The 22,155-nt window shown below is 68.7% G+C and carries 21 protein-coding genes and 1 tRNA gene; 19 read left to right on the forward strand and 3 right to left on the reverse strand.

The features are described from left to right. Window positions 1–40: 40 nt before the first annotated feature. From NRB56_RS28080 to NRB56_RS28090, 3 genes are all read right to left on the reverse strand, one after another. A tRNA-Arg gene (locus NRB56_RS28080) sits at window positions 41–113 on the reverse strand. Between the two features lie 102 nt (window positions 114–215). Further along, window positions 216–914 carry a DUF305 domain-containing protein gene (locus NRB56_RS28085; RefSeq protein WP_153347294.1) on the reverse strand — a complete coding sequence of 233 codons (699 nt, stop codon included), beginning with the start codon at window positions 912–914 and terminating at the stop codon, window positions 216–218. Continuing rightward, on the reverse strand, window positions 915–1,871 hold the full coding sequence (locus NRB56_RS28090) for a DUF3105 domain-containing protein (RefSeq protein ID WP_153347295.1): 957 nt from the start codon (window positions 1,869–1,871) through the stop codon (window positions 915–917). A 148-nt stretch (window positions 1,872–2,019) separates the two neighbouring features. On the opposite strand from NRB56_RS28090, the gene argS reads away from it, so the two are divergent. The 19 genes from argS to NRB56_RS28190 all read left to right on the forward strand — a co-directional run bounded on the left by argS (window position 2,020) and on the right by NRB56_RS28190 (window position 22,117). After that, entirely contained in the window at window positions 2,020–3,678 is a 1,659-nt protein-coding gene (gene argS / locus NRB56_RS28095; RefSeq protein ID WP_319943638.1) for an arginine--tRNA ligase, read from the forward strand. Between the two features lie 22 nt (window positions 3,679–3,700). After that, entirely contained in the window at window positions 3,701–5,122 is a 1,422-nt protein-coding gene (lysA, locus tag NRB56_RS28100; protein WP_319943639.1) for a diaminopimelate decarboxylase, read from the forward strand. Continuing rightward, the gene (locus NRB56_RS28105) at window positions 5,119–6,522 is read left to right on the forward strand and encodes a homoserine dehydrogenase (protein ID WP_227838398.1); all 1,404 of its coding nucleotides are present in this window, start codon (window positions 5,119–5,121) and stop codon (window positions 6,520–6,522) included. Before lysA ends, NRB56_RS28105 begins: the two co-directional genes overlap by 4 nt. After that, a complete protein-coding gene (gene thrC, locus NRB56_RS28110; protein WP_153347296.1) occupies window positions 6,519–7,631 on the forward strand; it encodes a threonine synthase in 1,113 nt (370 codons plus the stop codon). Before NRB56_RS28105 ends, thrC begins: the two co-directional genes overlap by 4 nt. A 25-nt stretch (window positions 7,632–7,656) precedes the next feature. Then, entirely contained in the window at window positions 7,657–8,610 is a 954-nt protein-coding gene (gene thrB, locus NRB56_RS28115) for a homoserine kinase (protein ID WP_153347395.1), read from the forward strand. Window positions 8,611–9,045: 435 nt separating this feature from the next. After that, on the forward strand, window positions 9,046–11,037 hold the full coding sequence (rho, locus tag NRB56_RS28120; RefSeq protein WP_194291013.1) for a transcription termination factor Rho: 1,992 nt from the start codon (window positions 9,046–9,048) through the stop codon (window positions 11,035–11,037). 854 nt (window positions 11,038–11,891) lie between these two features. Further along, window positions 11,892–12,116 carry a 50S ribosomal protein L31 gene (gene rpmE, locus NRB56_RS28130; RefSeq protein WP_153347298.1) on the forward strand — a complete coding sequence of 75 codons (225 nt, stop codon included), beginning with the start codon at window positions 11,892–11,894 and terminating at the stop codon, window positions 12,114–12,116. A 218-nt stretch (window positions 12,117–12,334) separates the two neighbouring features. Next, a complete protein-coding gene (gene prfA / locus NRB56_RS28135; RefSeq protein ID WP_319943641.1) occupies window positions 12,335–13,414 on the forward strand; it encodes a peptide chain release factor 1 in 1,080 nt (359 codons plus the stop codon). A gap of 247 nt (window positions 13,415–13,661) precedes the next feature. Beyond that, on the forward strand, window positions 13,662–14,543 hold the full coding sequence (prmC, locus tag NRB56_RS28140) for a peptide chain release factor N(5)-glutamine methyltransferase (RefSeq protein WP_319943642.1): 882 nt from the start codon (window positions 13,662–13,664) through the stop codon (window positions 14,541–14,543). Between the two features lie 77 nt (window positions 14,544–14,620). Then, window positions 14,621–15,118, forward strand: coding sequence for a MarR family winged helix-turn-helix transcriptional regulator (locus NRB56_RS28145; protein ID WP_319943643.1), 498 nt, complete (start codon window positions 14,621–14,623; stop codon window positions 15,116–15,118). Then, complete coding sequence (locus NRB56_RS28150) at window positions 15,115–15,966, forward strand: ABC transporter ATP-binding protein (RefSeq protein WP_319943644.1); 852 nt, start codon at window positions 15,115–15,117, stop codon at window positions 15,964–15,966. Before NRB56_RS28145 ends, NRB56_RS28150 begins: the two co-directional genes overlap by 4 nt. Then, a complete protein-coding gene (locus tag NRB56_RS28155; RefSeq protein WP_406603537.1) occupies window positions 15,926–16,768 on the forward strand; it encodes an ABC transporter permease in 843 nt (280 codons plus the stop codon). Before NRB56_RS28150 ends, NRB56_RS28155 begins: the two co-directional genes overlap by 41 nt. 75 nt (window positions 16,769–16,843) lie before the next feature. After that, on the forward strand, window positions 16,844–17,509 hold the full coding sequence (locus tag NRB56_RS28160) for an L-threonylcarbamoyladenylate synthase (RefSeq protein WP_319943645.1): 666 nt from the start codon (window positions 16,844–16,846) through the stop codon (window positions 17,507–17,509). A gap of 11 nt (window positions 17,510–17,520) precedes the next feature. Then, window positions 17,521–18,687: a glycosyltransferase family 4 protein gene (locus NRB56_RS28165; RefSeq protein WP_153347301.1), complete on the forward strand. Its 1,167-nt coding sequence runs from the start codon at window positions 17,521–17,523 to the stop codon at window positions 18,685–18,687. 65 nt (window positions 18,688–18,752) lie between these two features. Further along, window positions 18,753–19,211 carry a hypothetical protein gene (locus NRB56_RS28170; protein ID WP_406603538.1) on the forward strand — a complete coding sequence of 153 codons (459 nt, stop codon included), beginning with the start codon at window positions 18,753–18,755 and terminating at the stop codon, window positions 19,209–19,211. A gap of 273 nt (window positions 19,212–19,484) precedes the next feature. Then, complete coding sequence (gene atpB / locus NRB56_RS28175) at window positions 19,485–20,333, forward strand: F0F1 ATP synthase subunit A (RefSeq protein WP_153347302.1); 849 nt, start codon at window positions 19,485–19,487, stop codon at window positions 20,331–20,333. Between the two features lie 63 nt (window positions 20,334–20,396). Further along, window positions 20,397–20,645, forward strand: coding sequence for an ATP synthase F0 subunit C (locus NRB56_RS28180; protein WP_153347303.1), 249 nt, complete (start codon window positions 20,397–20,399; stop codon window positions 20,643–20,645). A gap of 5 nt (window positions 20,646–20,650) precedes the next feature. Beyond that, on the forward strand, window positions 20,651–21,211 hold the full coding sequence (locus NRB56_RS28185) for a F0F1 ATP synthase subunit B (protein ID WP_153347304.1): 561 nt from the start codon (window positions 20,651–20,653) through the stop codon (window positions 21,209–21,211). 96 nt (window positions 21,212–21,307) lie between these two features. Continuing rightward, window positions 21,308–22,117 carry a F0F1 ATP synthase subunit delta gene (locus NRB56_RS28190; RefSeq protein ID WP_153347305.1) on the forward strand — a complete coding sequence of 270 codons (810 nt, stop codon included), beginning with the start codon at window positions 21,308–21,310 and terminating at the stop codon, window positions 22,115–22,117. The last annotated feature ends 38 nt before the right edge of the window (window positions 22,118–22,155 follow it).

The following is a 22,155-nucleotide window of genomic DNA, read 5'->3' on the forward strand; positions in this document are numbered from 1 at the left end:
GCCCGGACCGGCTCTCGCCGGCCCGGGCCGCTGTCACCTGTGCCCTCGGCAGGATTCGAACCTGCGGCCTCTTGCTCCGGAGGCAAGCGCTCTATCCCCTGAGCTACGAGGGCTGGGTGGACCCGCTCGTCACATCGTTCGCACGTCGTCCGATCGGGCTTCGAAAGCCTATCGTACTCGGCGGCGTGTACCAAAAAACGGGTCCGACCTGGGGATCAGCTCATCGGCAGGGGAGTGGCGCCGCGCGCGGTGAGCATGCCGGAGATGAGTTGCATCTCACTGGTCTGGCCGGCGCTCATGCTGCCGGCCAGGGTGCGCACGGCGTCGGTGACGGCGTGGTTCATCCCATAGTCGATCATCGGCACGCCGCCCTGGTGATGCCGCAGCATCAGCTGGAGGAACAGGGTGTCCTCGGCGGCGCCGGTCGACGTGCGCAGCTTCTCCATCTCCTGATCACTCGCCATCCCGGGCATGGTCGCGACGGGACCGGACATGGTGTGCGAGGCGCCGTGGTCGTGCTCGCTCATCGGCTCGGACATCCAGCTCATGTACTGACCGTTGCCGAGCAGCGGCTTACTCCACAGTTGCAGCCAGCCCTGCATCCGGCCCACCTGGTTCTGCTGGGTGGTCACGATGTCGTAGGCGAGCCGCTTCACGTCCGGATCGGAACCGCCGGACAGCTCGAACGCGGCCATCTGCACCGCCTGGGTGTGGTGCACCGACATGTCCTGGCAGAAGCCGACGTCCACCGCGCTGGGCGCGGCGTCGTCACCCTTGTCCTGCAACGGGATCCGCGCGATGAGGCCGATCGCGAAACCGGCCAGCAGCAGCCCGGTCGCGGCGAGGATCAGCAGCGCGGTCCGCTGCCGCCCGGCCGGGTGGCCGGGGGCAGCGGTCGTGACGTCGTCCGTCATCTACTGGTTCGATCCGGGCTGTGCGGGCGCGGGCTGGGCGGGCGCGGGCTGGGCGGGCGCGGGCGCCGCCGGCTGGCCGGGGACGCCGCCGGGCACACCCGGCATGCCCGGCAGACCGGGGATGCCACCGGGCAGGCCCGGAATGCCGCCGCCGGCGCCGCCGCTGAGCTCGGTCTGGTCCTGGCTGAGGCCCTTACCGTCCATCGGGATCGCGGTCGGGCCCGGCGGGGTGGGATCGAACGGCGGCGGACTGTCCACGTTGAAGGTCGGATTCGCGCAGTCCGCGCCCACCTCGGGGTAGACGCCGTACTGGTTCAGCCGCAGCGCGCTGATGAACTCGCCGACCCGCTTGTCGTCGGGGTCGCTCAGCTTGAGCTGGTGCCCCCACGACTGCAGCGAGACCGCCGAATCGAGCCCCGGATACGGCGACATCAGCATGTAGGGCTTGCCCTGCACCTGCTGCTTCAGCTCGTCGAGCGCGCCGCCTGCGACCTTGTCCGGGTTGTAGGCGATCCAGACCGCGCCGTGTTCCAGCGCGTGTACCGCGTTCTCGGTACGGATGGCCTTGCCGTAGACCTTGCCGGTGCAGTCCGCCCAGGAGGCGTCGTGCGGACCGCCGAACGGCGGGCTCTGGTCGTAGGCGACCCGCTGGGTCGCGCTGACGTGCAGCGCGCCCTTGTACTCCTTGGTGACCACGCCCGGGATCTGCAGCGACGGATCCTTCTTCTGCGCGGTCGGGGTGAACTTCTCCGCGTCGGCCTTCTTCTGGTACATCGGCACCAGGTACACGGCCAGCGCGGCGATCAGCGCGATGATCACCACGGCGGCGCCGATCGTCGGCCAGGGAATCTGACGCTTGTTGGGTAACTTGGCCCCGCCGCCGCCGGCCTTGCGCGCAGGTGACGACTTCGCGGCGGCGCGAATCGCCTTGGCCGATTTGGCGCTGGTGTTCGGCATCGCTTCTGTGCTGCCTCTCGAATGTGCTCTCTGGAATGCTCGGACAATCCGCGGTGCGGCAACCCGGTGCTGCCGGCCGTGCCCGGGCCGTTGCCCGGGAGGTGGCCGCTGCGGGCGCCCACCTGCTCAGACCATAGGATAGAGACTCGTGACTCCAGCTGACCTTGCAGATCTCCTTCGCGCGACCGCCGCGAAGGTGCTTGTCGAACGCGGATCGGACCCCACGGTCCTGCCCGACGAGGTCAAAGTGGAGCGCCCGCGCAACCCCGAGCACGGCGACTACGCCACCAACCTGGCCATGCAGGTGGCCAAGAAAGCGGGCCTGAACCCGCGTGAACTGGCCACCGCGCTGGCCGAGGCGCTCGCCACCGCCGACGGTATCGATACCGCCGAGGTCGCCGGGCCGGGCTTCCTGAACATCCGGCTGGCCGCGGCCGCGCAGGGCGCGATCGTGGCGCGGATCCGGGAGGCCGGCGCGGCGTACGGCAACGGCGGTGCGCTCGCCGGCACGAAGATCAACCTCGAGTTCGTCTCCGCGAACCCGACCGGGCCGATCCACCTCGGCGGTACCCGCTGGGCCTCGGTCGGCGACGCGCTGGGCCGGATCCTGGCCGCGCAGGGCGCGGACGTCACCCGGGAGTACTACTTCAACGACAACGGCGCGCAGATCGACCGGTTCGCCAACTCGCTGGTCGCCGCCGCGACCGGGCAGCCGACGCCGGAGGACGGCTACGCGGGCGCGTACATCGAGGAGATCGCGGGCACGATCGTCGCGGCGCATCCGCGGGCGCCGGAACTGCCGGCCGGTGAGCGGCACGAGCTGTTCCGCCGCGAGGGTGTCGAGCTGATGTTCGCGCACATCAAGGCGACCCTGCACGAGTTCGGCACCGACTTCGACGTCTACTTCAACGAGAGCTCGCTGTTCGCCTCCGGCGCGGTGGAACAGGCTGTGGCGCAACTGAAGACATCGGGCAAGCTGTACGAGAAGGACGGCGCCTGGTGGCTGGCCTCCACCGAGTACGGCGACGACAAGGACCGCGTGGTCATCAAGAGCGACGGCACCTCCGCCTACATCGCCGGTGACATCGCCTACTTCCAGAACAAGCGCTCGCGCGGCTTCGACCTGTGCATCTACATGCTCGGCGCCGACCACCACGGGTACATCGGCCGGCTGAAGGCCGCCGCGGCCGCCTTCGGCGACGATCCGGACACCGTCGAGGTGCTGATCGGCCAGATGGTGAACCTGGTCCGCGACGGCCGCGCGGTCAAGATGAGCAAGCGGGCCGGCACCGTCGTCACCCTGGACGATCTGGTCGAGATCATCGGCGTCGACGCCGCGCGGTACGCGCTGGTGCGCAGCTCGGTCAACTCCGGCATCGACATCGATCTGGACCTGTGGACCAAGCAGAGCAACGAGAACCCGGTGTACTACGTGCAATACGCGCATGCCCGCACCTGCGCCGTGGCCCGGAACGCCACGGAGTTCGAATTTGCCGGTGTCGCAGCCGATTACAGCTTGCTGACCGCCGACGAGGAGGGCGAGCTGATCCGCACCCTGGGCGAGTACCCGGCGATCGTCGCCGGCGCCGCCGCGCTGCGCGAGCCGCACCGCGTCGCCCGCTATCTGGAGGAGCTGGCCGGCGCGTACCACCGTTTCCAGACCAACAAGACGCTGCGCATCCTGCCGAAGGACGACGACCCGGTGACCCCGGTGAACGCCGCCCGGCTGGAGCTGGTGGGCGCCGCGCGGCAGGTCCTGGCCAACGGCCTCGGCCTGCTCGGTGTCGGTGCCCCGGAACGCATGTGAGCCTGAAGAGAAAGGACCGACCGTGAGTGCGCACCCGGCGGGACCCCGGCATGCCGAGATCCCGCACGCCCCGAATCTGCCCGAGCGGCCCGGCGAACCGGCGCAGATGATCGATCTTCCGTCGAATGTCTGGCCGCGCAACGCTTCTCGAGATGCCGCGGGTACGGTCCAGCTGGCCGGTGTGCCGGTCACGGAGCTGGCCGAGGAGTTCGGCACGCCGCTGTTCGTGGTCGACGAGAACGACTTCCGGTCGCGCTGCCGCGATATGCTCCGCGCGTTCGGTGACAACGCGCGAGTTCATTACGCCTCCAAGGCTTTCCTGTGCGGCGAGGTGGCCCGCTGGGTGCGCGACGAGGGCCTGTACCTGGACGTGTGCTCCGGCGGCGAGCTGGCCGTGGCACTGCACGCGGGTTTCCCGGCCGCGCGAATCGCGTTGCACGGCAACAACAAATCCGTCGCCGAACTGGAGCAGGCGGTCACCGCCGGCCTCGGTCACGTGGTGGTCGACTCGCTGATCGAGATCGAGCGGCTGGAGGCGGTCGCCGGGCGGCACGGTGTGGTGCAGGACGTCCTGGTCCGGGTCACCGTCGGCGTGGAAGCCCATACGCACGAATACATCTCGACCGCGCACGAGGATCAGAAGTTCGGCTTCTCGATCGCCGGTGGCGACGCCCTGGAGGCGCTGGCCATGGTGTTCGAGGCGAAGAACCTGCGCCTGGTCGGCCTGCACAGCCACATCGGCTCGCAGATCTTCGATATCGACGGTTTCGAGATCTCGGCGCGGCGGATGCTGGGCCTGCTGCGCGACGCCATCGACAAGTTCGGCGTCGAGCGCACCGCGCAGATCCACACCCTGGATCTCGGTGGCGGGCTCGGTATCTCGTATCTGCCGAACGACGATCCGCCGCCGCTGGCCGATTTCGCGGCGAATCTGCGCCGCGTCGTCGCCGAGGAGGCGGCCCGCGCCGGGCTGCCGACGCCGGTGATCGCGGTCGAGCCGGGCCGGGCCATCGCCGGGCCGGGCACGGTCACCCTCTACGAGGTCGGCACGACCAAGGACGTCTCGCTCGACGCCGGCGCGCGCCGGCGTTACGTCAGCGTCGACGGCGGGATGAGCGACAACATCCGGCCCGCGCTGTACCAGGCCGAGTACGACTGCCGGCTGGTGTCGCGGTCCAGCGAGGCCGATCCGGTCGTCGCCCGAGTGGTCGGAAAGCATTGCGAGAGTGGCGACATCGTCATCCGTGATACCTGGATGCCGGCCGATGTCGGCCCGGGCGACCTGATCGCGGTCGCCGCGACCGGCGCCTACTGCTACTCGATGTCCAGCCGATACAACCTGCTGACCCGCCCGGCCGTCGTGGCCGTGCGCGACGGCAGTGCGCGTCCGATCCTCCGCCGCGAGACGGTGGCGGACCTGCTGAGCTTGGAGGTACAGGCATGACCGGTCAGGGCCCGGAGGCGGTAGCGGAGCGTCACCACGAAGGGGCCCCGGTCGTGCCACAACATCTGAGCACCAGCGCTTTCGGGACCGATCATCCGATCGGCGTGGCGGTGCTCGGGATGGGCAACGTCGGCACCGAGGTGGTGAAGATCCTCCGCGAGCACGCCGAGGAGATGCGGCAGCGCGTCGGCGCGCCGCTGGTGCTGCGCGGCGTCGCGGTCCGGCGTACGGGGGTGGACCGCGGTATCCCGGCGGAACTGCTCACCACCGACGCCGAGGCCCTGGTGGGTCGCGAAGACGTCGACCTGGTCGTCGAGGTGATGGGCGGTATCGACCCCGCCCGCGCGCTGATCGGCGCCGCCCTGCGGGCCGGTAAATCCGTGGTGACGGCGAACAAGGCGCTGCTGGCCGACTACACCGGCGAACTCGCCGCCGCCGCCGAGCGCAGCCGCGCGGACCTGTACTTCGAGGCCGCGGTCGCCGGCGCGATCCCGGTGGTGCGGCCGCTGATCCAGTCGCTGTCCGGTGATCGGGTCGACCGGGTCGTCGGCATCGTCAACGGCACCACCAACTTCATCCTCTCGGCGATGGCCGAGACCGGCGCGGATTACCACGCCACGCTGGCCGAGGCCACCCGCCTCGGCTACGCGGAGGCCGACCCGACCGCCGATGTCGAGGGCTACGACGCCGCGGCCAAGGCCGCGATCCTCGCCTCGCTGGCGTTCCACACCCGGGTCACCGCCGCCGACGTGTACCGCGAGGGCATCGCCCGGATCTCCGCCGAGGATCTGGAGACCGCGGCGGCGGTCGGCTGCACGGTGAAACTACTGGCCATCTGCGAGCGCATCCCCGGTGAGTTGTCCGTGGCCGAGGGGGGCAAGGACCGGGTCTCGGTCCGGGTGTATCCCGCGCTGATCCCGCTGAAGCACCCGTTGTCGTCGGTCGACGGCGCGTTCAACGCGGTGGTCGTGGAGGCGGAGAACGCCGGTCGGCTGATGTTCTACGGCCAGGGCGCCGGCGGTGCGCCGACCGCGTCCGCGGTGATGGGCGATCTGGTGATGGCGGCCCGGAACAAGTTCTACGGCGGTCGCGCACCCGGCGAATCGGTCTATGCTGAGCTGCCGATCGCTCCGTTCGGCGACACCCCCACCCGTTATCACGTGAATCTGCAGGTCGCCGACCGTACCGGCGTGCTGCAGGCGGTGGCCGGCGAATTCGCCGATCACGGCGTCAGCATCTCCACCGTGCGCCAGGAGGGCCACGGCGCCGGTGCGCGCTTGGTGGTGGTCACCCACCACGCACAGGAGTCGGCGCTGGCCGATACCGTGGCAGCGCTCGCCGAGTTGGAGTCCGTCACATCCGTGACCAGCGTCCTGAGATTGGAAGGCACCGAGGAATGAGTAACACCGGACCGGCTGTCGCCGTAACGGATTCGCGGTCCGCCGCGGTCCACAAGCCTTGGCCGGGCTTGATCGCCGCCTACCGGGATCGGCTCGCGGTCGGCGCCGATTGGGAGCCGGTCACCTTGTTCGAGGGCGGCACCCCGCTGGTTCCGGCCCCGCACCTGTCGAAGCTCACCGGGTGTGAGGTCTATCTCAAAGTCGAGGGCGCCAACCCGACCGGCTCCTTCAAGGACCGCGGCATGACGATGGCGATGACCGATGCCAAGGCCCGCGGCCAGCAGGCCGTGCTCTGCGCCTCCACCGGCAACACCTCCGCGTCGGCCGCCGCCTACGCCACCCGCGCCGGAATGCACTGCGCGGTGCTGATCCCGCAGGGCAAGATCGCGATGGGCAAGCTGGCCCAGGCGGTCATGCTGGGCGCGAAGATCATCCAGGTACAGGGCAACTTCGACGACTGCCTCGAGCTGGCCCGCAAGGTGACCTCCGAATTCCCGCAGGTCGGCCTGGTGAACTCGGTCAACCCGGCGCGCATCGAGGGCCAGAAGACGGCGGCGTTCGAGATCGTGGACGCGCTCGGCAGGGCTCCGGACGTGCACGCGCTGCCGGTCGGCAACGCCGGCAACATCACCGCGTACTGGAAGGGCTACAGCGAGTACCACGCCGACGGTATCGCCGCGGCCCGCCCGCGGATGCTGGGTGTGCAGGCCGCCGGCGCCGCGCCGCTGGTCAACGGTGCGCCGGTGAGCAATCCGGAGACCATCGCCACCGCCATCCGGATCGGCGCCCCGGCGTCGTGGAACAGCGCGGTCGCCGCCAAGGAGGAGTCCGGCGGCGCCTTCCGGGCCGCCACCGACGACGAGATCCTGGCCGCGTACCGCCTGGTGGCGGGCAGCGAGGGCGTCTTCGTCGAACCCGCCTCCGCGGCGAGTGTGGCGGGCCTGCTGGCCGCCCGCGCGGAGGGCTGGCTGGACTCCGGGCTCACCGTGGTCTGCACGGTGACCGGCAACGGGCTCAAGGATCCGGACACCGCGCTCGCGGGCATGCCGGACGTGCAGGCGATCGGCGTGGATCCGGTCGCCGTGGCCCGTGAGCTCGAGCTGGCCTGAGTTGACGCACGAAGGCCAGCAGTTGATGACGCGGACCCTGCCGCCGGGTCTGACCGTGACGGCACGGGTTCCCGCGTCGAGCGCCAATCTCGGGCCTGGCTTCGACTCACTGGGTCTGGCGCTGGGTATCCACGACGAGATCGTCGTGCGCACGACCGATTCGGGGCTTACGATCCGGGTGGAGGGTGAGGGCGCCGACGACGTGCCCTGGGGGCCCTCACATCTGGTGGTACGTGCGATCGAAAGGGGCCTGGAGTCGGCCGGTGTCTGGTCCGACGGCCTGGATGTGGTGTGCCGCAATGTGATTCCGCACTCACGCGGGCTGGGTTCCTCGGCCTCGGCGGTGGTGGGCGGATTGGCCGCCGGGCGCGGCCTGGCCGCCAAGTTCGATGCCGAACTGGCTTGTAGCGCCGACGAATTGGTGCAACTGGCTGCGGAGTTCGAGGGGCATCCCGACAACGCCTCCGCCAGCGTGCTGGGTGGTGTCGTGGTGTCGTGGACCGAGACCGAGGGCGAGACCGCCGGTGACGTGGCGGTGGGGCACCACATGCGCGGCTACCGCGCGGTCCGGCTCGATCCGCATCCGGCGCTGCGCGCGACGGTGCTCGTGCCGGAGGAGCGCTCCTCGACGGCGCACACCCGTGGCCTGCTGCCCGAGACGGTGCCGCACGGCGACGCCGCGTTCAACCTGAGCCGGTCCGCGCTCGCGGTGGTCGCGCTGACCCAGCGCCCCGACCTGCTGTTGCCCGCCACGGCGGACCGGCTGCACCAGGGGTACCGGTCGTCGGCGCTGCCGCTGACGACGGCGTGGATCGGCCGGCTGCGGTCGGCGGGTATCGCCGCGACGGTCTCCGGCGCGGGACCGACCGTCCTGGCCCTCAGCACCGAGGAATTCCCCGCTGACCTGCGAGAATTGGCCGCTGCCGACGGCCTGCGGGTATTGCATCCGGAGATCTCCGGCGGCGTCCGGGTGGATTGACGGCGTGCCTGCCTTGCAGGTGGGACCGGTGGGAGTTATCCTGGGCGAGTCCGTACATCGTGCGCGTCAGACGCCGGTGCTTCATTTGGGCAATCGCTCCAGCAGGCTCCTCGCTCAGGCTCGAGGCAGGCAGACAGGGCAGGTCGATTCGGCCGACTGTTGTCTGCGTTGTGTCTCGAATCTCGAGGCAGCACTGGAATGATCTCTCCCACCTTCGTGAACCGGTGGCGAAGCCGCCGGTCCGGCGGGGCAGCGATACGGCATCCGAGCTCGGCGCAGTGACCGGGCTTCGGGACGGAACCCTCGAGTTAGCACACGGCAAGTCGAGGGAAGGAAAGGATCTCCGTGACAGATACGGACCTGCTCGCGACACCCGTGGTGGAAACCGATGAAAATCCCTCGGGTCGCGAAAGTGACTCCGGACAGATTGCGAAAATGAGCGAACATACCGACGTCGCACGATCGGGGCTGACTGGAATGTTGTTGCCGCAGTTGCGCGCGCTTGCCGGAGAGCTCGGTATCCGAGGCACTTCCGGAATGCGCAAGGGTGATCTGATCGCCGCCATCAAGGAAAACCAGGCCACTACGCCGAGCAAGCCGGTTCGCGGTGGTCGTGGTGAGGCGAAGGCCGGAGGTAAGGCCGAGGCGCCGGTGGCGAAGACCGAGACGGCAGTGAAGGCGCCGCCGGCCGCGAAGTCCGACGCGGCGGTGAAGACCGAGCCCGCGGCGAAGTCGGAACCGGCCGTGAAGGCCGAGCCCGCCGCCAAGCCCGTGCGGGAGCGCCGGGCCCGGGCCGAGCAGCCCACCCTGGACAGCGTCATCGAACCGCCGGTCGCGAACCACGCGCCCGCCGGTGAGGCGGAAACCGCTGCCCGCCCGGCTGATTCGGGCGACGACAACGGCCGTGACGGCAACCAGCGTGGCCGGGGCCGGCAGCGCCGCAGCGGCCGCGAGCAGCGTGCCGCCGCCGCGACCGGAACCGAGTCGGGCACCGAGAATGCCGCCGAGCCGAAGTCCGACGGTGAGGGCGAGCGCCGGCGCAATCAGAACGGTCAGGCCAACGGCGGTCAGCAGTCCGGTGGTCAGCAGAACTCATCGCAGGGTCAGTCCGGCCAGAACGGCACCGGCGGTCGCGATCGCGATCGCGACCGCAATCGGGACGGCGACGACGAGGACGGCCGCGGCCGCCGGGGTCGTCGCTTCCGCGAGCGCCGGCGGGGCCGGGATCGCGAGGGCGGCACCGAGAATCGTGGCGGCGGTGAGGTCGAGATCCGCGAGGACGACGTCCTGCAGCCGGTCGCCGGCATTCTCGACGTGCTCGACAACTACGCGTTCGTCCGCACCTCCGGCTACCTGGCCGGTCAGAACGACGTGTACGTGTCGATGAACCTGGTTCGCAAGAACGGCCTGCGCCGCGGTGACGCCATCACCGGCGCGGTCCGCGCTCCCCGCGACGGCGAACAGGCCAACCAGCGGCAGAAGTTCGATCCGCTGGTGCGCCTGGACACCGTGAACGGCAGCGATGTCGACGCGGCCCGGCGGCGGCCGGAGTTCAACAAGCTGACCCCGCTGTACCCGAACCAGCGGTTGCGGCTGGAGACCCAGCCCAACAAGCTGACCACCCGGGTCATCGACCTGATCATGCCGATCGGCAAGGGGCAGCGCGCCCTGATCGTGTCGCCGCCGAAGGCGGGCAAGACCACGGTCATGCAGGACATCGCGAACGCGATCGCGACCAACAACCCCGAGTGCTACCTGATGGTGGTACTGGTCGACGAACGTCCGGAAGAGGTCACCGACATGCAGCGCTCCGTGCGCGGCGAGGTGATCGCGTCCACGTTCGACCGGCCGCCGAGCGACCACACCTCGGTCGCCGAGCTCGCCATCGAGCGGGCGAAGCGCCTGGTGGAAATGGGTCAGGACGTCGTGGTGCTGCTGGACTCGATCACCCGGCTGGGTCGCGCGTACAACAACTCGTCGCCCGCCTCGGGCCGCATCCTCTCCGGTGGTGTCGACTCGACCGCGCTGTATCCGCCCAAGCGGTTCCTCGGCGCGGCCCGCAACATCGAGAACGGCGGCTCGCTGACGATCATCGCCACCGCGCTGGTGGAGACCGGTTCGACCGGTGACACGGTGATCTTCGAGGAGTTCAAGGGCACCGGCAACGCCGAGCTCAAGCTCGATCGCAAGATCGCCGAGCGGCGCGTCTTCCCGGCGGTGGACGTCAACCTGTCCAGTACCCGTCGCGACGACCTGCTGATGGCGCCCGACGAGGCCGCGGTGATCCACAAGCTGCGGCGCGTGCTGTCCGGGCTGGACTCGCATCAGGCCATCGATCTGCTGATCGACCGCCTGAAGAAGTCCAAGAGCAATGTCGAGTTCCTGATGCAGATCGCGAAGACGGCTCCGGGCGCGCTGGACGAGTAGTCCCCGGTTGCCATCGACTCACGGCTCCGCCGTGGTCTCGTCCCAGCGGCTCCGCCTCGGCGGGGCCGCTGCGGCGTTTCCGGGGTCCGTGGGCGGTGGTACGAGGCCGATCCCGGGCGGTAGAAGATCAGGCCGATCGCGGCCGCCGCGACGATCAGCACGAACACGATCACCGCGGTCGCGCCGGCCAGCCCGCCCATCGGCGTCGCGGTGGCGGTGAACTGGAACTGCGGCTCGGCGGGGCCGGTGGCCACGGTCGCGGGCGGGCTGCCGCCGGAGGCGGTGCAGGCGCCGGCCGCCACGGTCAGCGTTAGCACGGCGAACACCGCGCTGGCGAGCAGTTCGGTCGCGCGCCACGTTCTCGGCGGCACGCGCATCGACCGACGGCGGTCACCGTGGCCGGGGAGGTGACGACGGTCACGGAGGTACGGAATGCGGGCGACGCGGGGTTCGGGTGCGGGGACCTCCCCTGTGGCATGGCGATACACGGCTGTCCTTCCTCCGGGGATCGCACGGTTCTCGATGAGACGAGACTCTATGAACGCTGCTGTTCACATTCTTGAGTAGCCGACTACTCGACTTCAGCGTGGCTCGAGATCTGGGAAGATCGCGTGCCCGTACTTCCTGGGGGAACGGCCGTCCCGACCGGGAACAACCGGAGCGGGGGAGGTGTTTCAGAAGCGTGGGCGCCACTCTGGCATACTGGTCCGCTGGTGCGTCCGTGATATCCGGGATATCGCGAAGCATCTGCGTGCGGTGGCCGAGTTCCCGCGCACCACACCATCCCGCCTAGTCGGCTCCGGTTCACGTCCTCGATCGAGGGCGACCCGGCGGCCATTTTCGAAAGGACACCCATGAAGGCAGGAATTCACCCGACCTATGTGGCGACAACCGTCGTCTGTGGTTGTGGCAACACCTTCGAGACCCGCAGCACCAAGGAGTCGGGCCACATCACCGTCGAGGTCTGCTCGCAGTGCCACCCGTTCTACACGGGCAAGCAGAAGATCCTCGACACCGGCGGCCGCGTCGCCCGCTTCGAGGCTCGCTACGGCAAGCGCGCTGCCAAGAAGGAAGGCTGAGTCTTCGGCGCCGCCTCCGGCGTCGCGGGTTCGCGGCCCCGGAGGCTCGTCGTGCGGCGGTCGAGACTCGCGCTTCGCGCATGCGCTTCGACCGCCGCACGACGAGCCGGCCGCGAACGGTGCTCGTAAGTTGAGACTCGCACCCCGAGATGTCGGGGTGCGATCAATGGCCTCTGAGTTTCTTCTCCGGGGCCTTTTTCCGATTGGGAGGAGTGGCAGTGGCCGACAAGACGGCCCCGTCCGCGATCGACGACATCCTGGCCGAATACTCCGGGCTCGAGGCGCAGCTGGCCGATCCGGCGCTGCACAACAACCCCGGTGAGGCCCGGCGTGTCGGCAAGCGGTTCGCCGAGCTCGCTCCGGTCATGTCCACCTACACCAAGCTCTCGGCCGCGCGCGACGATCTGGACGCCGCGCGCGAGCTCGCCGTCGACGATTCGGCCTTCGCCGCCGAGATCCCGGGCCTGGAGGAACAGGTCGAGGAGCTGTCGAAGGCGCTCACCGACCTGCTGGCCCCGCGCGACGCGCACGACGCCGACGATGTCGTGCTCGAGGTGAAGTCCGGCGAGGGCGGCGAGGAATCGGCGCTGTTCGCCGCCGATTTGGCCCGGATGTACATCCGCTACGCCGAACAGCACGGCTGGAAGGTCGAGGTCCTCGACGCCACCATCTCCGACCTGGGCGGATACAAGGAAGCGACGCTCTCGGTCAAGAGTCGCGAACCCAGCCGGGACGGGGTGTGGTCGCGGTTGAAGTTCGAAGGCGGCGTGCACCGCGTGCAGCGGGTGCCCGTCACCGAATCGCAGGGCCGCATCCACACCTCCGCCGCCGGCGTGCTGATCTACCCGGAGCCGGACGAGGTGGAGCAGGTGCAGATCGACGAAACCGATCTGCGTATCGACGTGTACCGGTCCTCGGGCAAGGGCGGTCAGGGCGTCAACACCACCGATTCGGCGGTCCGCATCACGCATCTGCCGACCGGCATCGTCGTCACCTGCCAGAACGAGCGCTCGCAGCTGCAGAACAAGATCCGGGCCATGCAGGTGCTGTCGGCGCGGTTGCAGCTGCTGGCCGAGGAACAGGCCGACGCGGAGGCCGCGGCCGGGCGGGCGAGCCAGATCCGCACGGTCGACCGATCCGAGCGCATTCGTACCTACAACTTCCCGGAGAACCGGATCACCGACCATCGCATCGGCTTCAAGGCACACAACCTGGACGCGGTCCTGGACGGTGAATTGGACGCCCTGCTGAACGCGCTCGGCGAGGCCGACCGGGCCGCTCGACTGGCCGCGGAATGACCCCGAAAATGTGAGACGCATCCCTCCCACCTGCACGAACGCTGTATGAGAGCGCCGTGAGAGGTCTGTGAGATGTTGACTCCGAGGGCTGTGCTGCGGGTCGCGACGGCGCACAGTTGACGGTATGAAGCATGCCGACATGTCGCACCAGCGCGGACACTCCGGCCGACGGGGTGTGGTGTGCTGGACTGCCGGAAGAGGTCGAATCATGACTGACGTTGCCGTCGAGTCGGGCACAGTGAATTCCGTGAGTCGTGTGCCCTTGCGTACCACCGTCGTGGAAGCCACCGAAACCCTCGCCGCCGCCGGCGTGCACAGCCCGTGCACCGACGCGGAGTTGCTGGCCGCGCATGTGCTGGGCGTCGAGCGGACCCGGCTGGCCCTGGTTCCCATGCTGACGCCGGCACAACTCGCCGAATACCGGCAGTTGGTGGCGCGGCGCGCGGCCCGGATCCCGCTGCAGCACCTGACCGGGGTGGCGTCGATGGGCGAGGTCGATCTCAGCGTCGGACCGGGCGTGTTCGTGCCCCGGCCGGAGACGGAGTTGCTGTTCGCGTGGGCCCTGGCGCATCTCGAACTGACCGAGCGCGGCCATCGGCCGATCGTGGTCGATCTGTGCACGGGTTCCGGCGCGCTGGCGCTGGCCATCGCGCACGCTCGACCCGACGCGCTGGTGCACGCGGTGGAGCTCGATCCGGCGGCCCTGACGTGGGCCCGGCGCAATTCCGAGCGGCTGGCCGCCGACGGTGACGCGCCGATCGCGCTGTACGAGGGTGATGTCACCGATCCCGGCACGCTGGCCGAGCTGAACGGCCGGGTCGACATGGTGGTGGCGAATCCGCCGTACGTCCCCGCCGACGCGGCGCTCGATCCCGAGGTGATCGACCACGATCCGCATCTGGCCCTGTTCGGCGGCCCGGACGGCCTGGACGTGATCCGCCCGATGATCGGCACGATCGCCCGTCTGCTCCGGCCGGGCGGCGTGACGGCCGTGGAGCACGACGATTCGCACGGCTCCCGGGTGGCCGATCTGTTCGATGTCCACGACGACTTCCTGGACGTGGACGAGCATCCCGATCTCGCGGGCAGGCCCCGGTTCGTCACCGCCCGGCGCATGCCCACGACCTGATCGGAACCGCCACCGCCCGCCGGTGGCGGTTTTTTCCGGCTGGAAATTACCTCTGGTTCAGAGGTATTATCGACAGCGTGAGTCGCTCGCCGGGATCCGAATCCGCCGCCGCGGCCGATCCGGAACTGGTCGGCGCGCTGCTCGGGTCGTTCGGCCGGTTCCGCCGTCAGGTGGCCCGGCTGGCGGGGCGGTCGTTCGACCGCTCCGGGGTCAGCGATTCGCAGGCGGAGTTCCTGCGCCTGGTGGGCCGTAATCCGGGCATCTCGGTGAAGGCCGCCGCCGCCGAGATGGGGCTGGCCGCCAACAGCGTCTCCACCTTCGTCACGGCCCTCGTCCACGCGGATCTGCTGATGCGCGAACAGGATCCGGCCGACCGCCGGGTCACCCGGCTGAGCCTGCCGGCGCCGGTGCAGCGGCTCATGGACGAAACCCGCAGGCGCCGGCACACATTCATCACCGCGGCACTCGGTGACCTGACCGCCGAGGAGCGCGCCGACCTGGTCCGCGGCCTCGCGGTGGTGAACAAGGTGACCGATCTGCTGCACGAGCACGAACAAGGAGAGGTGAGCCGGTGACCTCCGATTCCCCTGTCGCCCCGCATGATTCACCGGGCCCCCGCCCGGCCGTCGAATGTGTCGGGCTGACCCACCGCTACGGCGGGCACGCCGTCGTCGACGGTCTGGACCTGAGCATCGATCGCGGTGAGGTGTTCGGCCTGCTCGGCCCCAACGGCGCCGGCAAGACCACCACCATCCGCCTGCTGGCCACCTTGATGCCGGTGCAGACCGGCACGGTCCGGGTGCTGGGCTTCGAGGTCGGCAAGCGCGACACCGACATCCGCTACAACCTCGGTTATGTGCCGCAACAGCTCTCGATCGAGGGCACGCTGACCGGGCGGCAGAACGTCACCTGGTTCGCCCGGCTGTTCGACGTGCCGCGCGCCGAGCGGGCCGAGCGGGTCGACGAGGTGCTCGCCGCGATGGACCTGCTGGATGTGGCCGATCGCCTCGCCGCGGGCTACTCCGGCGGCATGGTGCGCCGGCTGGAGCTGGCGCAGGCGCTGGTCAACCGGCCCGCGTTGCTCATCCTCGACGAGCCGACCGTGGGCCTGGACCCCATCGCCCGCGACAGCGTGTGGGCCCGGGTGCGCGAACTGCGCGACCGGTTCCACACCACCGTGCTGCTGACCACCCACTACATGGCGGAAGCCGATGTGCTGTGCGATCGAATCGCGCTGCTGCACAAGGGCGTTCTGCAGGCGGTGGGCGCGCCGGCCGCGTTGAAGGCGGCCCTGGGCCCGGAGGCCACGCTCGAGGACGTGTTCCGGCACTACGCCGGCGCGGGCCTGGGCGAAGAGAACGATTCCGAGGGAGGACTGCGCGGTGTCCGAAGCACCCGTCGAACCGCTCAGCGCGCCGGCTGAGTACCCGCCGCTGCGCCACGCCCCGCACGGCCCGGCGAGATTGCTCGTGCTGGCCTCGCGGATCGGCACATTCGCACTGGTCGAATTACAGAAATTGCGGCACGACCGGACCGAGCTGGTCACCCGGGCCGTGCAGCCCGCGTTGTGGATGCTGATCTTCGGCACCACGTTCTCGCGGCTGCGCAGCATCCCCACCGGTTCGCTGCCCTATCTGGACTTCCTCGCGCCGGGCATCATCGCGCAGTCCGCGCTGTTCATCGCGATCTTCTACGGCATCCAGATCATCTGGGACCGGGACGCCGGGATCCTGAACAAGCTGATGGTCACCCCCACCCCGCGCTCGGCGCTGATCGCCGGGAAATGCTTCGCCGCGGGGGTGCGTTCGGTTGCCCAGGTGCTGATCATCGTGGTGCTGTCGCTGGTGATGGGCGTGCACATGACCCTCAACCCGCTGAAGTTGCTGGGTGCGGTGGTCGCGGTGATGCTGGGCGCCTCGTTCTTCGCCTGCCTGTCGATGACCATCGCCGGGCTGGTCGGTCAGCGCGATCGGCTGATGGGGATCGGCCAGGCCATCACCATGCCGTTGTTCTTCGCCTCGAACGCGCTGTACCCGCTGGATCTCATGCCGGGCTGGTTGCGGGTGATCAGCCATGTCAACCCGCTGAGCTACGAGGTGGAGATGCTGCGCGGCCTGCTGGTCGGCGCCGGATATCGGCTCTGGCTGGACCTGGGCGTGCTGGTGCTGGCCGCGATCGTCGGAACGGTCTGCGCCTCTTCGCTTCTGGGCCGGCTCACCAGATGAGCGCCGGGGGCGCCGGAGCCGCAACGATCGCCCCGGCCGCCCGCGTGGCGGCGCCGAAGCAATAGACTCTGCGCCGTGAGTATCGTCTACGACTGCTCCGATCCCGATTCCCGATCCGCGGGTCTGACCGCCGCGCGGACCACGCTGAAATCCGGACGGCTGGCCGTCATCCCGACCGACACCGTGTACGGCCTGGCCGCGGATGCGTTCGACTCCGCCGCGGTGAGCTCCCTGCTGGCGGCGAAGCGCCGTGGCCGGGACATGCCCGTCCCGGTGCTGGTGGGGTCCTGGAACACCATCGACGGGCTGGTGTTCCACGTACAGCAGCAGACCCGCGACCTGATCCGGGCGTTCTGGCCGGGCGGGCTGAGCCTGGTGGTGCAGCAGGCGCCGTCGCTGGCCTGGGACCTCGGCGACGCCCGCGGCACGGTGATGCTGCGGATGCCGCTGCATCCGGTCGCCCTGGAGTTGTTGCGTGAGGTGGGCCCGCTGGCGGTGTCCAGCGCGAACGTGTCCGGGCAGCCCGCCGCCGCCACCGTCGCCGAGGCCCGCGATCAGCTCGGTGAGCTGGTGGGCGTGTATCTGGACGGCGGCAAGGCCGAGCACGGGGTCGCCTCGACCATCATCGACCTCACCGGCGACCGGCCACGGGTGCTGCGCGCCGGCGCGGTCACGGTGGCACAGGTCGCGGAGGTGCTGGGCATGCCGGCCGACGAGCTGACCGCGGAGCCGACGCGGTGACGGCCTGGTAGATGGTGTTCAGTCAGGGCGCGGTCGTCCCGCTGCGCGAGCTGTTGCTGGTTCTGCTGATCTCGGCGGTGGTGACCATGCTGGCGGTCGGCGGGGTGCGGGTGCTCGCCATCGCCTTCGGCGCGGTGGCCGTCCCGCGGGAACGCGATGTGCACACCAAACCGACGCCGCGAATGGGCGGCGTCGGCATGTACGTCGGCATAGTGGCGGCGGTGCTGTTCGCGCACCAGTTGCCGGCACTGCGCCGGGGTTTCGATTTCGCGCCGGATATCCCCGCGGTGCTGGTGGCCGGAACGCTGATCGTGCTGGTCGGCATCATCGACGATCGGTGGGGATTGGACGCGCTCACGAAATTCGTGGGCCAGATCACGGCCGCGGGCGTGATGGCCGTGATGGGTTTGAGCTGGGTACTGATCTACAACCCCTTCACCAACTCCACGGTGGTGCTGGATCAGTTGCAGGGCGGTTTGGCCGCCGGTCTGATCACGGTGACCATGATCAACGCGATGAATTTCGTCGACGGCATGGACGGACTCGCGGCCGGACTGGGTTTGATCGCGGCCGTCGCGGTTTTCGTCTTCTCCATCGGTTTGCTCTACGAACAGGGCGGATCCACCGACACCTATCCGCCCGCACTGCTCGCGGCCGCCCTCGCCGGGGCCTGCCTGGGATTTCTGCCACACAATTTCCAGCCGGCCCGGATATTCATGGGTGATTCCGGCTCGATGCTCATCGGACTGATGCTGGCGGCGATCTCCACCGGCGCCTCCGGTCGAATTCCGCTGCAGGGATACGGCACCCGCGACATCGTCGGCCTGCTGTCGCCGCTGTTCCTGGTCGGCGCGGTGATGTTCATTCCGGTCCTGGATCTGGTGCTGGCCATCGTGCGCCGGGTGCGCGCCGGGGTGAGTTTCTCCACGCCGGACAAAATGCATCTGCATCATCGGCTGTTGCAGATCGGTCATTCCCAGCGTCGCGTGGTGCTGCTGATCTACATGTGGGTCGGAATCCTGGCATTCGGAGCAGTCGGTACGTCGCTGATGGATCGCCGGCTGGTGTTGCTGCTGCTCGCCGCGGGCCTGCTCTTCGCGCTGCTGGTGACGGCGGTGCCGTCGTTGCGCGGGGCGCTCGGATTGCGCCGGCGGATTCCGCGCGACCGCGTGCCGTGAGCTACGACACCGGGAGCAAATCGAGCGCTACGCGGCCCTGACGGCGTCGAGTACAGTGGGCAGCCGTGAACGCCGAATCCCACGACCCCGACCCGCAGCCGGGCCAGGCGCCCGCGAACACGCCCCGCGCGGACGATTCGGCGCTGCGGGCCGCCCTGCGGTACGGCGTGGCCGGGCTGCTCGTGCTGGTGGTGGTCTCGGCCGTGGTGGCGAGCATCGTGGCCGGCCTGCCGGGGCTGTGGGGAGCGCTGATCGGCGCGGCCATCGGCGGATTCTTCATCCTCGCCACCGCCCTGCTGGTGCTGCGCACGGCGACGATGGATACCGGCGTCCAGGGCATGGTGATGCTTGCGAGCTGGGTCGGCAAACTTCTGGTCGTCGTGATCGTTGTGGCGGTCCTCAAACAGTTCGACTTTTATAGCCGGGGCGCATTATTCCTGACAGTAGTGGGTGCGTTGCTCATCGTACTGGGTGCGGAAACGTACGGCCTGCTGCGCCAACGGGTTCCGTATGTCGATAGCTGACGGGATGCCCTCGATCAAGATCGACAATTTGATTGTGGGCACCCCCTACACAGCGTCGTAGATAGCTTGGTAAACTCTTTACCGTAAGCACACGAAACCCGGGGTCGATCCCCTACGATCGATACCGGCAGGTTATGCTTACTGCCGTGCCGGACCTGCATGGTTCGGCTCTGCACCGTCGACGATGTCGCCGACGTACAGACGCCAGGGGCGGTAACTCCGCACAGCTGCTGACGAACTTCGAGCCGACTCGAGTCGACCACCAGATCGTCAATGTCCGATCGAACCGTAGGTCAGCGATGGCTTGCGGCCCGAACACGGGAGAGAACGCTGAGCGTCACCACCTTGGCCGGCGAGTTTCACGCGCCGTCCCTAGATGACTTCTTCCCGAAGGCTGTGCTCTTCCAGGGAACGGTCTTCGAGCTGGACCGATTGATGCTCATTCGCATCCTCATGTCGGCAGTGCTGATCGCGATCCTCATGGTCGCTTTCCGGCGGCCGCAGATCGTTCCGCGTGGTCTACAGAACGTCGCCGAATCCGGCTTGATGTTCGTCCGCGAGCAGATCTGCGACGAGGTCCTCGGCAAGGAAACCGGCAAACGGTATTTCCCGCTGATCGCGACCATCTTCTTCACGGTGTTGTTCCTGAACTTCTCGGGTGTCATCCCGTTCCTGAACATCTCCTCCAACGCGCGTATCGGTATGCCGTTGGTGCTGGCCGTGATCGCCTACGTCGCGTTCAACTACATCGGTATCAAGAAGTACGGGTTCTGGAAGTACATGCGCTCGTCCATCGTGGTGCCCGATGTGCCGCCCGCGATGCACGTGCTGCTGATTCCGATCGAGTTCATCTCGACCTTCGTCCTGCGCCCGTTCACGCTGACCGTCCGTCTGATGGCGAACATGCTGGCCGGCCACATCATGCTGGTGCTGTTCTTCAGCGCGACGCAGTTCTTCCTGTTCGACGGCGCCGCGTGGATGAAGGGCCTGTCCCCGTTCTCGCTGCTCGGCGGCTTCGCCTTCACGCTCTTCGAGCTGCTGGTGATCTTTCTGCAGGCCTACGTCTTCGCGCTCCTGACCGCTGTGTACATCGGTCTCGCGCAGCACGCTGACTCGCACTGACAGCACAAGAACTGACCCACACGCCGTCGGGCGGGTGGGCAACAGAAAGGGATAAGAAAACTCATGAGCCTCTCCTACGTGGCCACCACTCTCGCCGAGAATGCGCCGAAGTCGACGGGTTACGGCGCGATCGGTTACGGCCTGGCGGCCATCGGCCCCGGCATCGGCGTCGGCATCGTCGTCGGTAAGGCGATCGAGGGCTTCGCCCGTCAGCCCGAACTGGCCGGCCAGATCCGGACCAACATGTTCCTGGGCATCGCGTTCACCGAGGCGCTGGCCCTGATCGGCCTCGTCGCCGGCTTCATCTTCTGATTGCCATGAACGAGATGTATCTGCTCGCGGCCGAGGAAGGGTCTTCGGACCACAATCCTCTGCTTCCCGAGCCATACGACATCTTCTGGTCGGCGGTCTGCATCATCGTCATCGGATTCGTCTTCTTCAAATACGTCATCCCCCGGCTGACGAAGGTGCTCGACGAGCGCTCGGAGAAGATCGAAGGCGGCATCGCCAAGGCCGAGGCCGCCCAAGCCCAGGCCCAGGAGACGCTGGAGCTGTACAAGCAGCAGCTCGCCGAGGCCCGCCTCGAGGCGGCGCGCATCCGTGAGGACGCGCGCACCCAGGGGCAGCAGATCCTCGCCCAGATGAAGGCCGACGCACAGGCCGAGGCCGACCGCATCGTCGCCGCCGGGCATTCCCAGCTCGAGGCGCAGCGGCAGCAGATCGTCACCGAGCTCCGTGGCGAACTCGGCCGCACCGCGGTCGATCTGGCCGAGAAGATCATTGGCCAATCTGTGTCGGATGCGGCCAAACAGGCGGCGTCGATCGATCGGTTCCTCGCAGAATTGGACGAGCAGGCCGGCATCGGAGTCGGAAGGTAACGTGCGCCTGAGCGGGTCGGCGGCCGAAGACGGTACGCGGAGTGACCACGGAGGCCGCCTCGCGAAGGTAAAACCAACACAGTGAAAGTGGGAAGCATGTACGCAGCGAGCCGTGAGGCGAGTTCCCGAGCCAGGGAAGCTCTTTCGGCCGCACTGGCCGGGAGCGACACCGTCGCCGCCACGACGGGTTCCGAATTGTTCGCCGTTGTCGCCGTTCTCGACGACCAGCGCTCGCTGCGTGTGGCGCTCGCGGATAAGTCGGTGGCCGGTTCGGCGCGTGCCGAACTGGCCGAGCGCGTTTTCGGCGGCAAGATCAGCGCGGCTACCCAGGCCGTGCTGACGACGGCCGTCGCCGAGGACTGGTCCCGGACCGGGGACCTGGTCGACACGCTGGAACTGCTCGGCCAGGAGGCGCTGCTGCGCGCCGCGGCCGATCGCGGCCGCCTCGACGTGGTCGAGGACGAGTTGTTCCGGCTGAGCCGCATTGTCGAGGCCAATCCCGATCTGGAACAGGCACTGGGTGACCGCGGCAAGGCCGCGCAGGCCAAGCGCGACCTGATCGAGCGCCTGCTGCACGGCAAGGTGGGCGACGTCACGCTGGAACTGACCGAGCAGGCCGTGAGCCGCCGGCGCAGTGACATCGGCGCGGCGTTCGATCACCTGTCCGATCTCGCGGCGTCGTTGCGGCAGCAGGTCGTCGCGCACGTGCGCGCGGCGGTCGACCTGAACGAGCAGCAGCGGGAGCAGTTGGCGGCCTCGTTGCAGCGCCTCTACGACAAGCAGATCACCGTGCACGTACAGGTCGATCCGAGCTTGCTGGCCGGCGTCGTCGTGCACATCGGCGACGACGTGATCGACGGCAGTGCCCTCGGCCGGCTGCAGCGCCTGCGGCAGTCCCTGACCTAGCGGTCGACCGGCACCGGCGCCTAACCTACCGACAATCC

This window comes from Nocardia aurantia (assembly GCF_009604425.1).
Taxonomy (GTDB): domain Bacteria; phylum Actinomycetota; class Actinomycetes; order Mycobacteriales; family Mycobacteriaceae; genus Nocardia; species Nocardia aurantia.

What these genes read in the sequence shown, in the direction of transcription:
- NRB56_RS28085 (WP_153347294.1), bottom strand. Translation starts at nt 914, where the DNA reads ATGACGGACGACGTCACGACCGCTGCCCCCGGCCACCCGGCCGGGCGG.
- NRB56_RS28090 (WP_153347295.1), bottom strand. Translation starts at nt 1,871, where the DNA reads ATGCCGAACACCAGCGCCAAATCGGCCAAGGCGATTCGCGCCGCCGCG.
- NRB56_RS28105 (WP_227838398.1), top strand. Translation starts at nt 5,119, where the DNA reads ATGACCGGTCAGGGCCCGGAGGCGGTAGCGGAGCGTCACCACGAAGGG.
- thrC (WP_153347296.1), top strand. Translation starts at nt 6,519, where the DNA reads ATGAGTAACACCGGACCGGCTGTCGCCGTAACGGATTCGCGGTCCGCC.
- thrB (WP_153347395.1), top strand. Translation starts at nt 7,657, where the DNA reads ATGACGCGGACCCTGCCGCCGGGTCTGACCGTGACGGCACGGGTTCCC.
- rho (WP_194291013.1), top strand. Translation starts at nt 9,046, where the DNA reads ATGAGCGAACATACCGACGTCGCACGATCGGGGCTGACTGGAATGTTG.
- rpmE (WP_153347298.1), top strand. Translation starts at nt 11,892, where the DNA reads ATGAAGGCAGGAATTCACCCGACCTATGTGGCGACAACCGTCGTCTGT.
- NRB56_RS28165 (WP_153347301.1), top strand. Translation starts at nt 17,521, where the DNA reads ATGGTGTTCAGTCAGGGCGCGGTCGTCCCGCTGCGCGAGCTGTTGCTG.
- atpB (WP_153347302.1), top strand. Translation starts at nt 19,485, where the DNA reads ATGTCCGATCGAACCGTAGGTCAGCGATGGCTTGCGGCCCGAACACGG.
- NRB56_RS28180 (WP_153347303.1), top strand. Translation starts at nt 20,397, where the DNA reads ATGAGCCTCTCCTACGTGGCCACCACTCTCGCCGAGAATGCGCCGAAG.
- NRB56_RS28185 (WP_153347304.1), top strand. Translation starts at nt 20,651, where the DNA reads ATGAACGAGATGTATCTGCTCGCGGCCGAGGAAGGGTCTTCGGACCAC.
- NRB56_RS28190 (WP_153347305.1), top strand. Translation starts at nt 21,308, where the DNA reads ATGTACGCAGCGAGCCGTGAGGCGAGTTCCCGAGCCAGGGAAGCTCTT.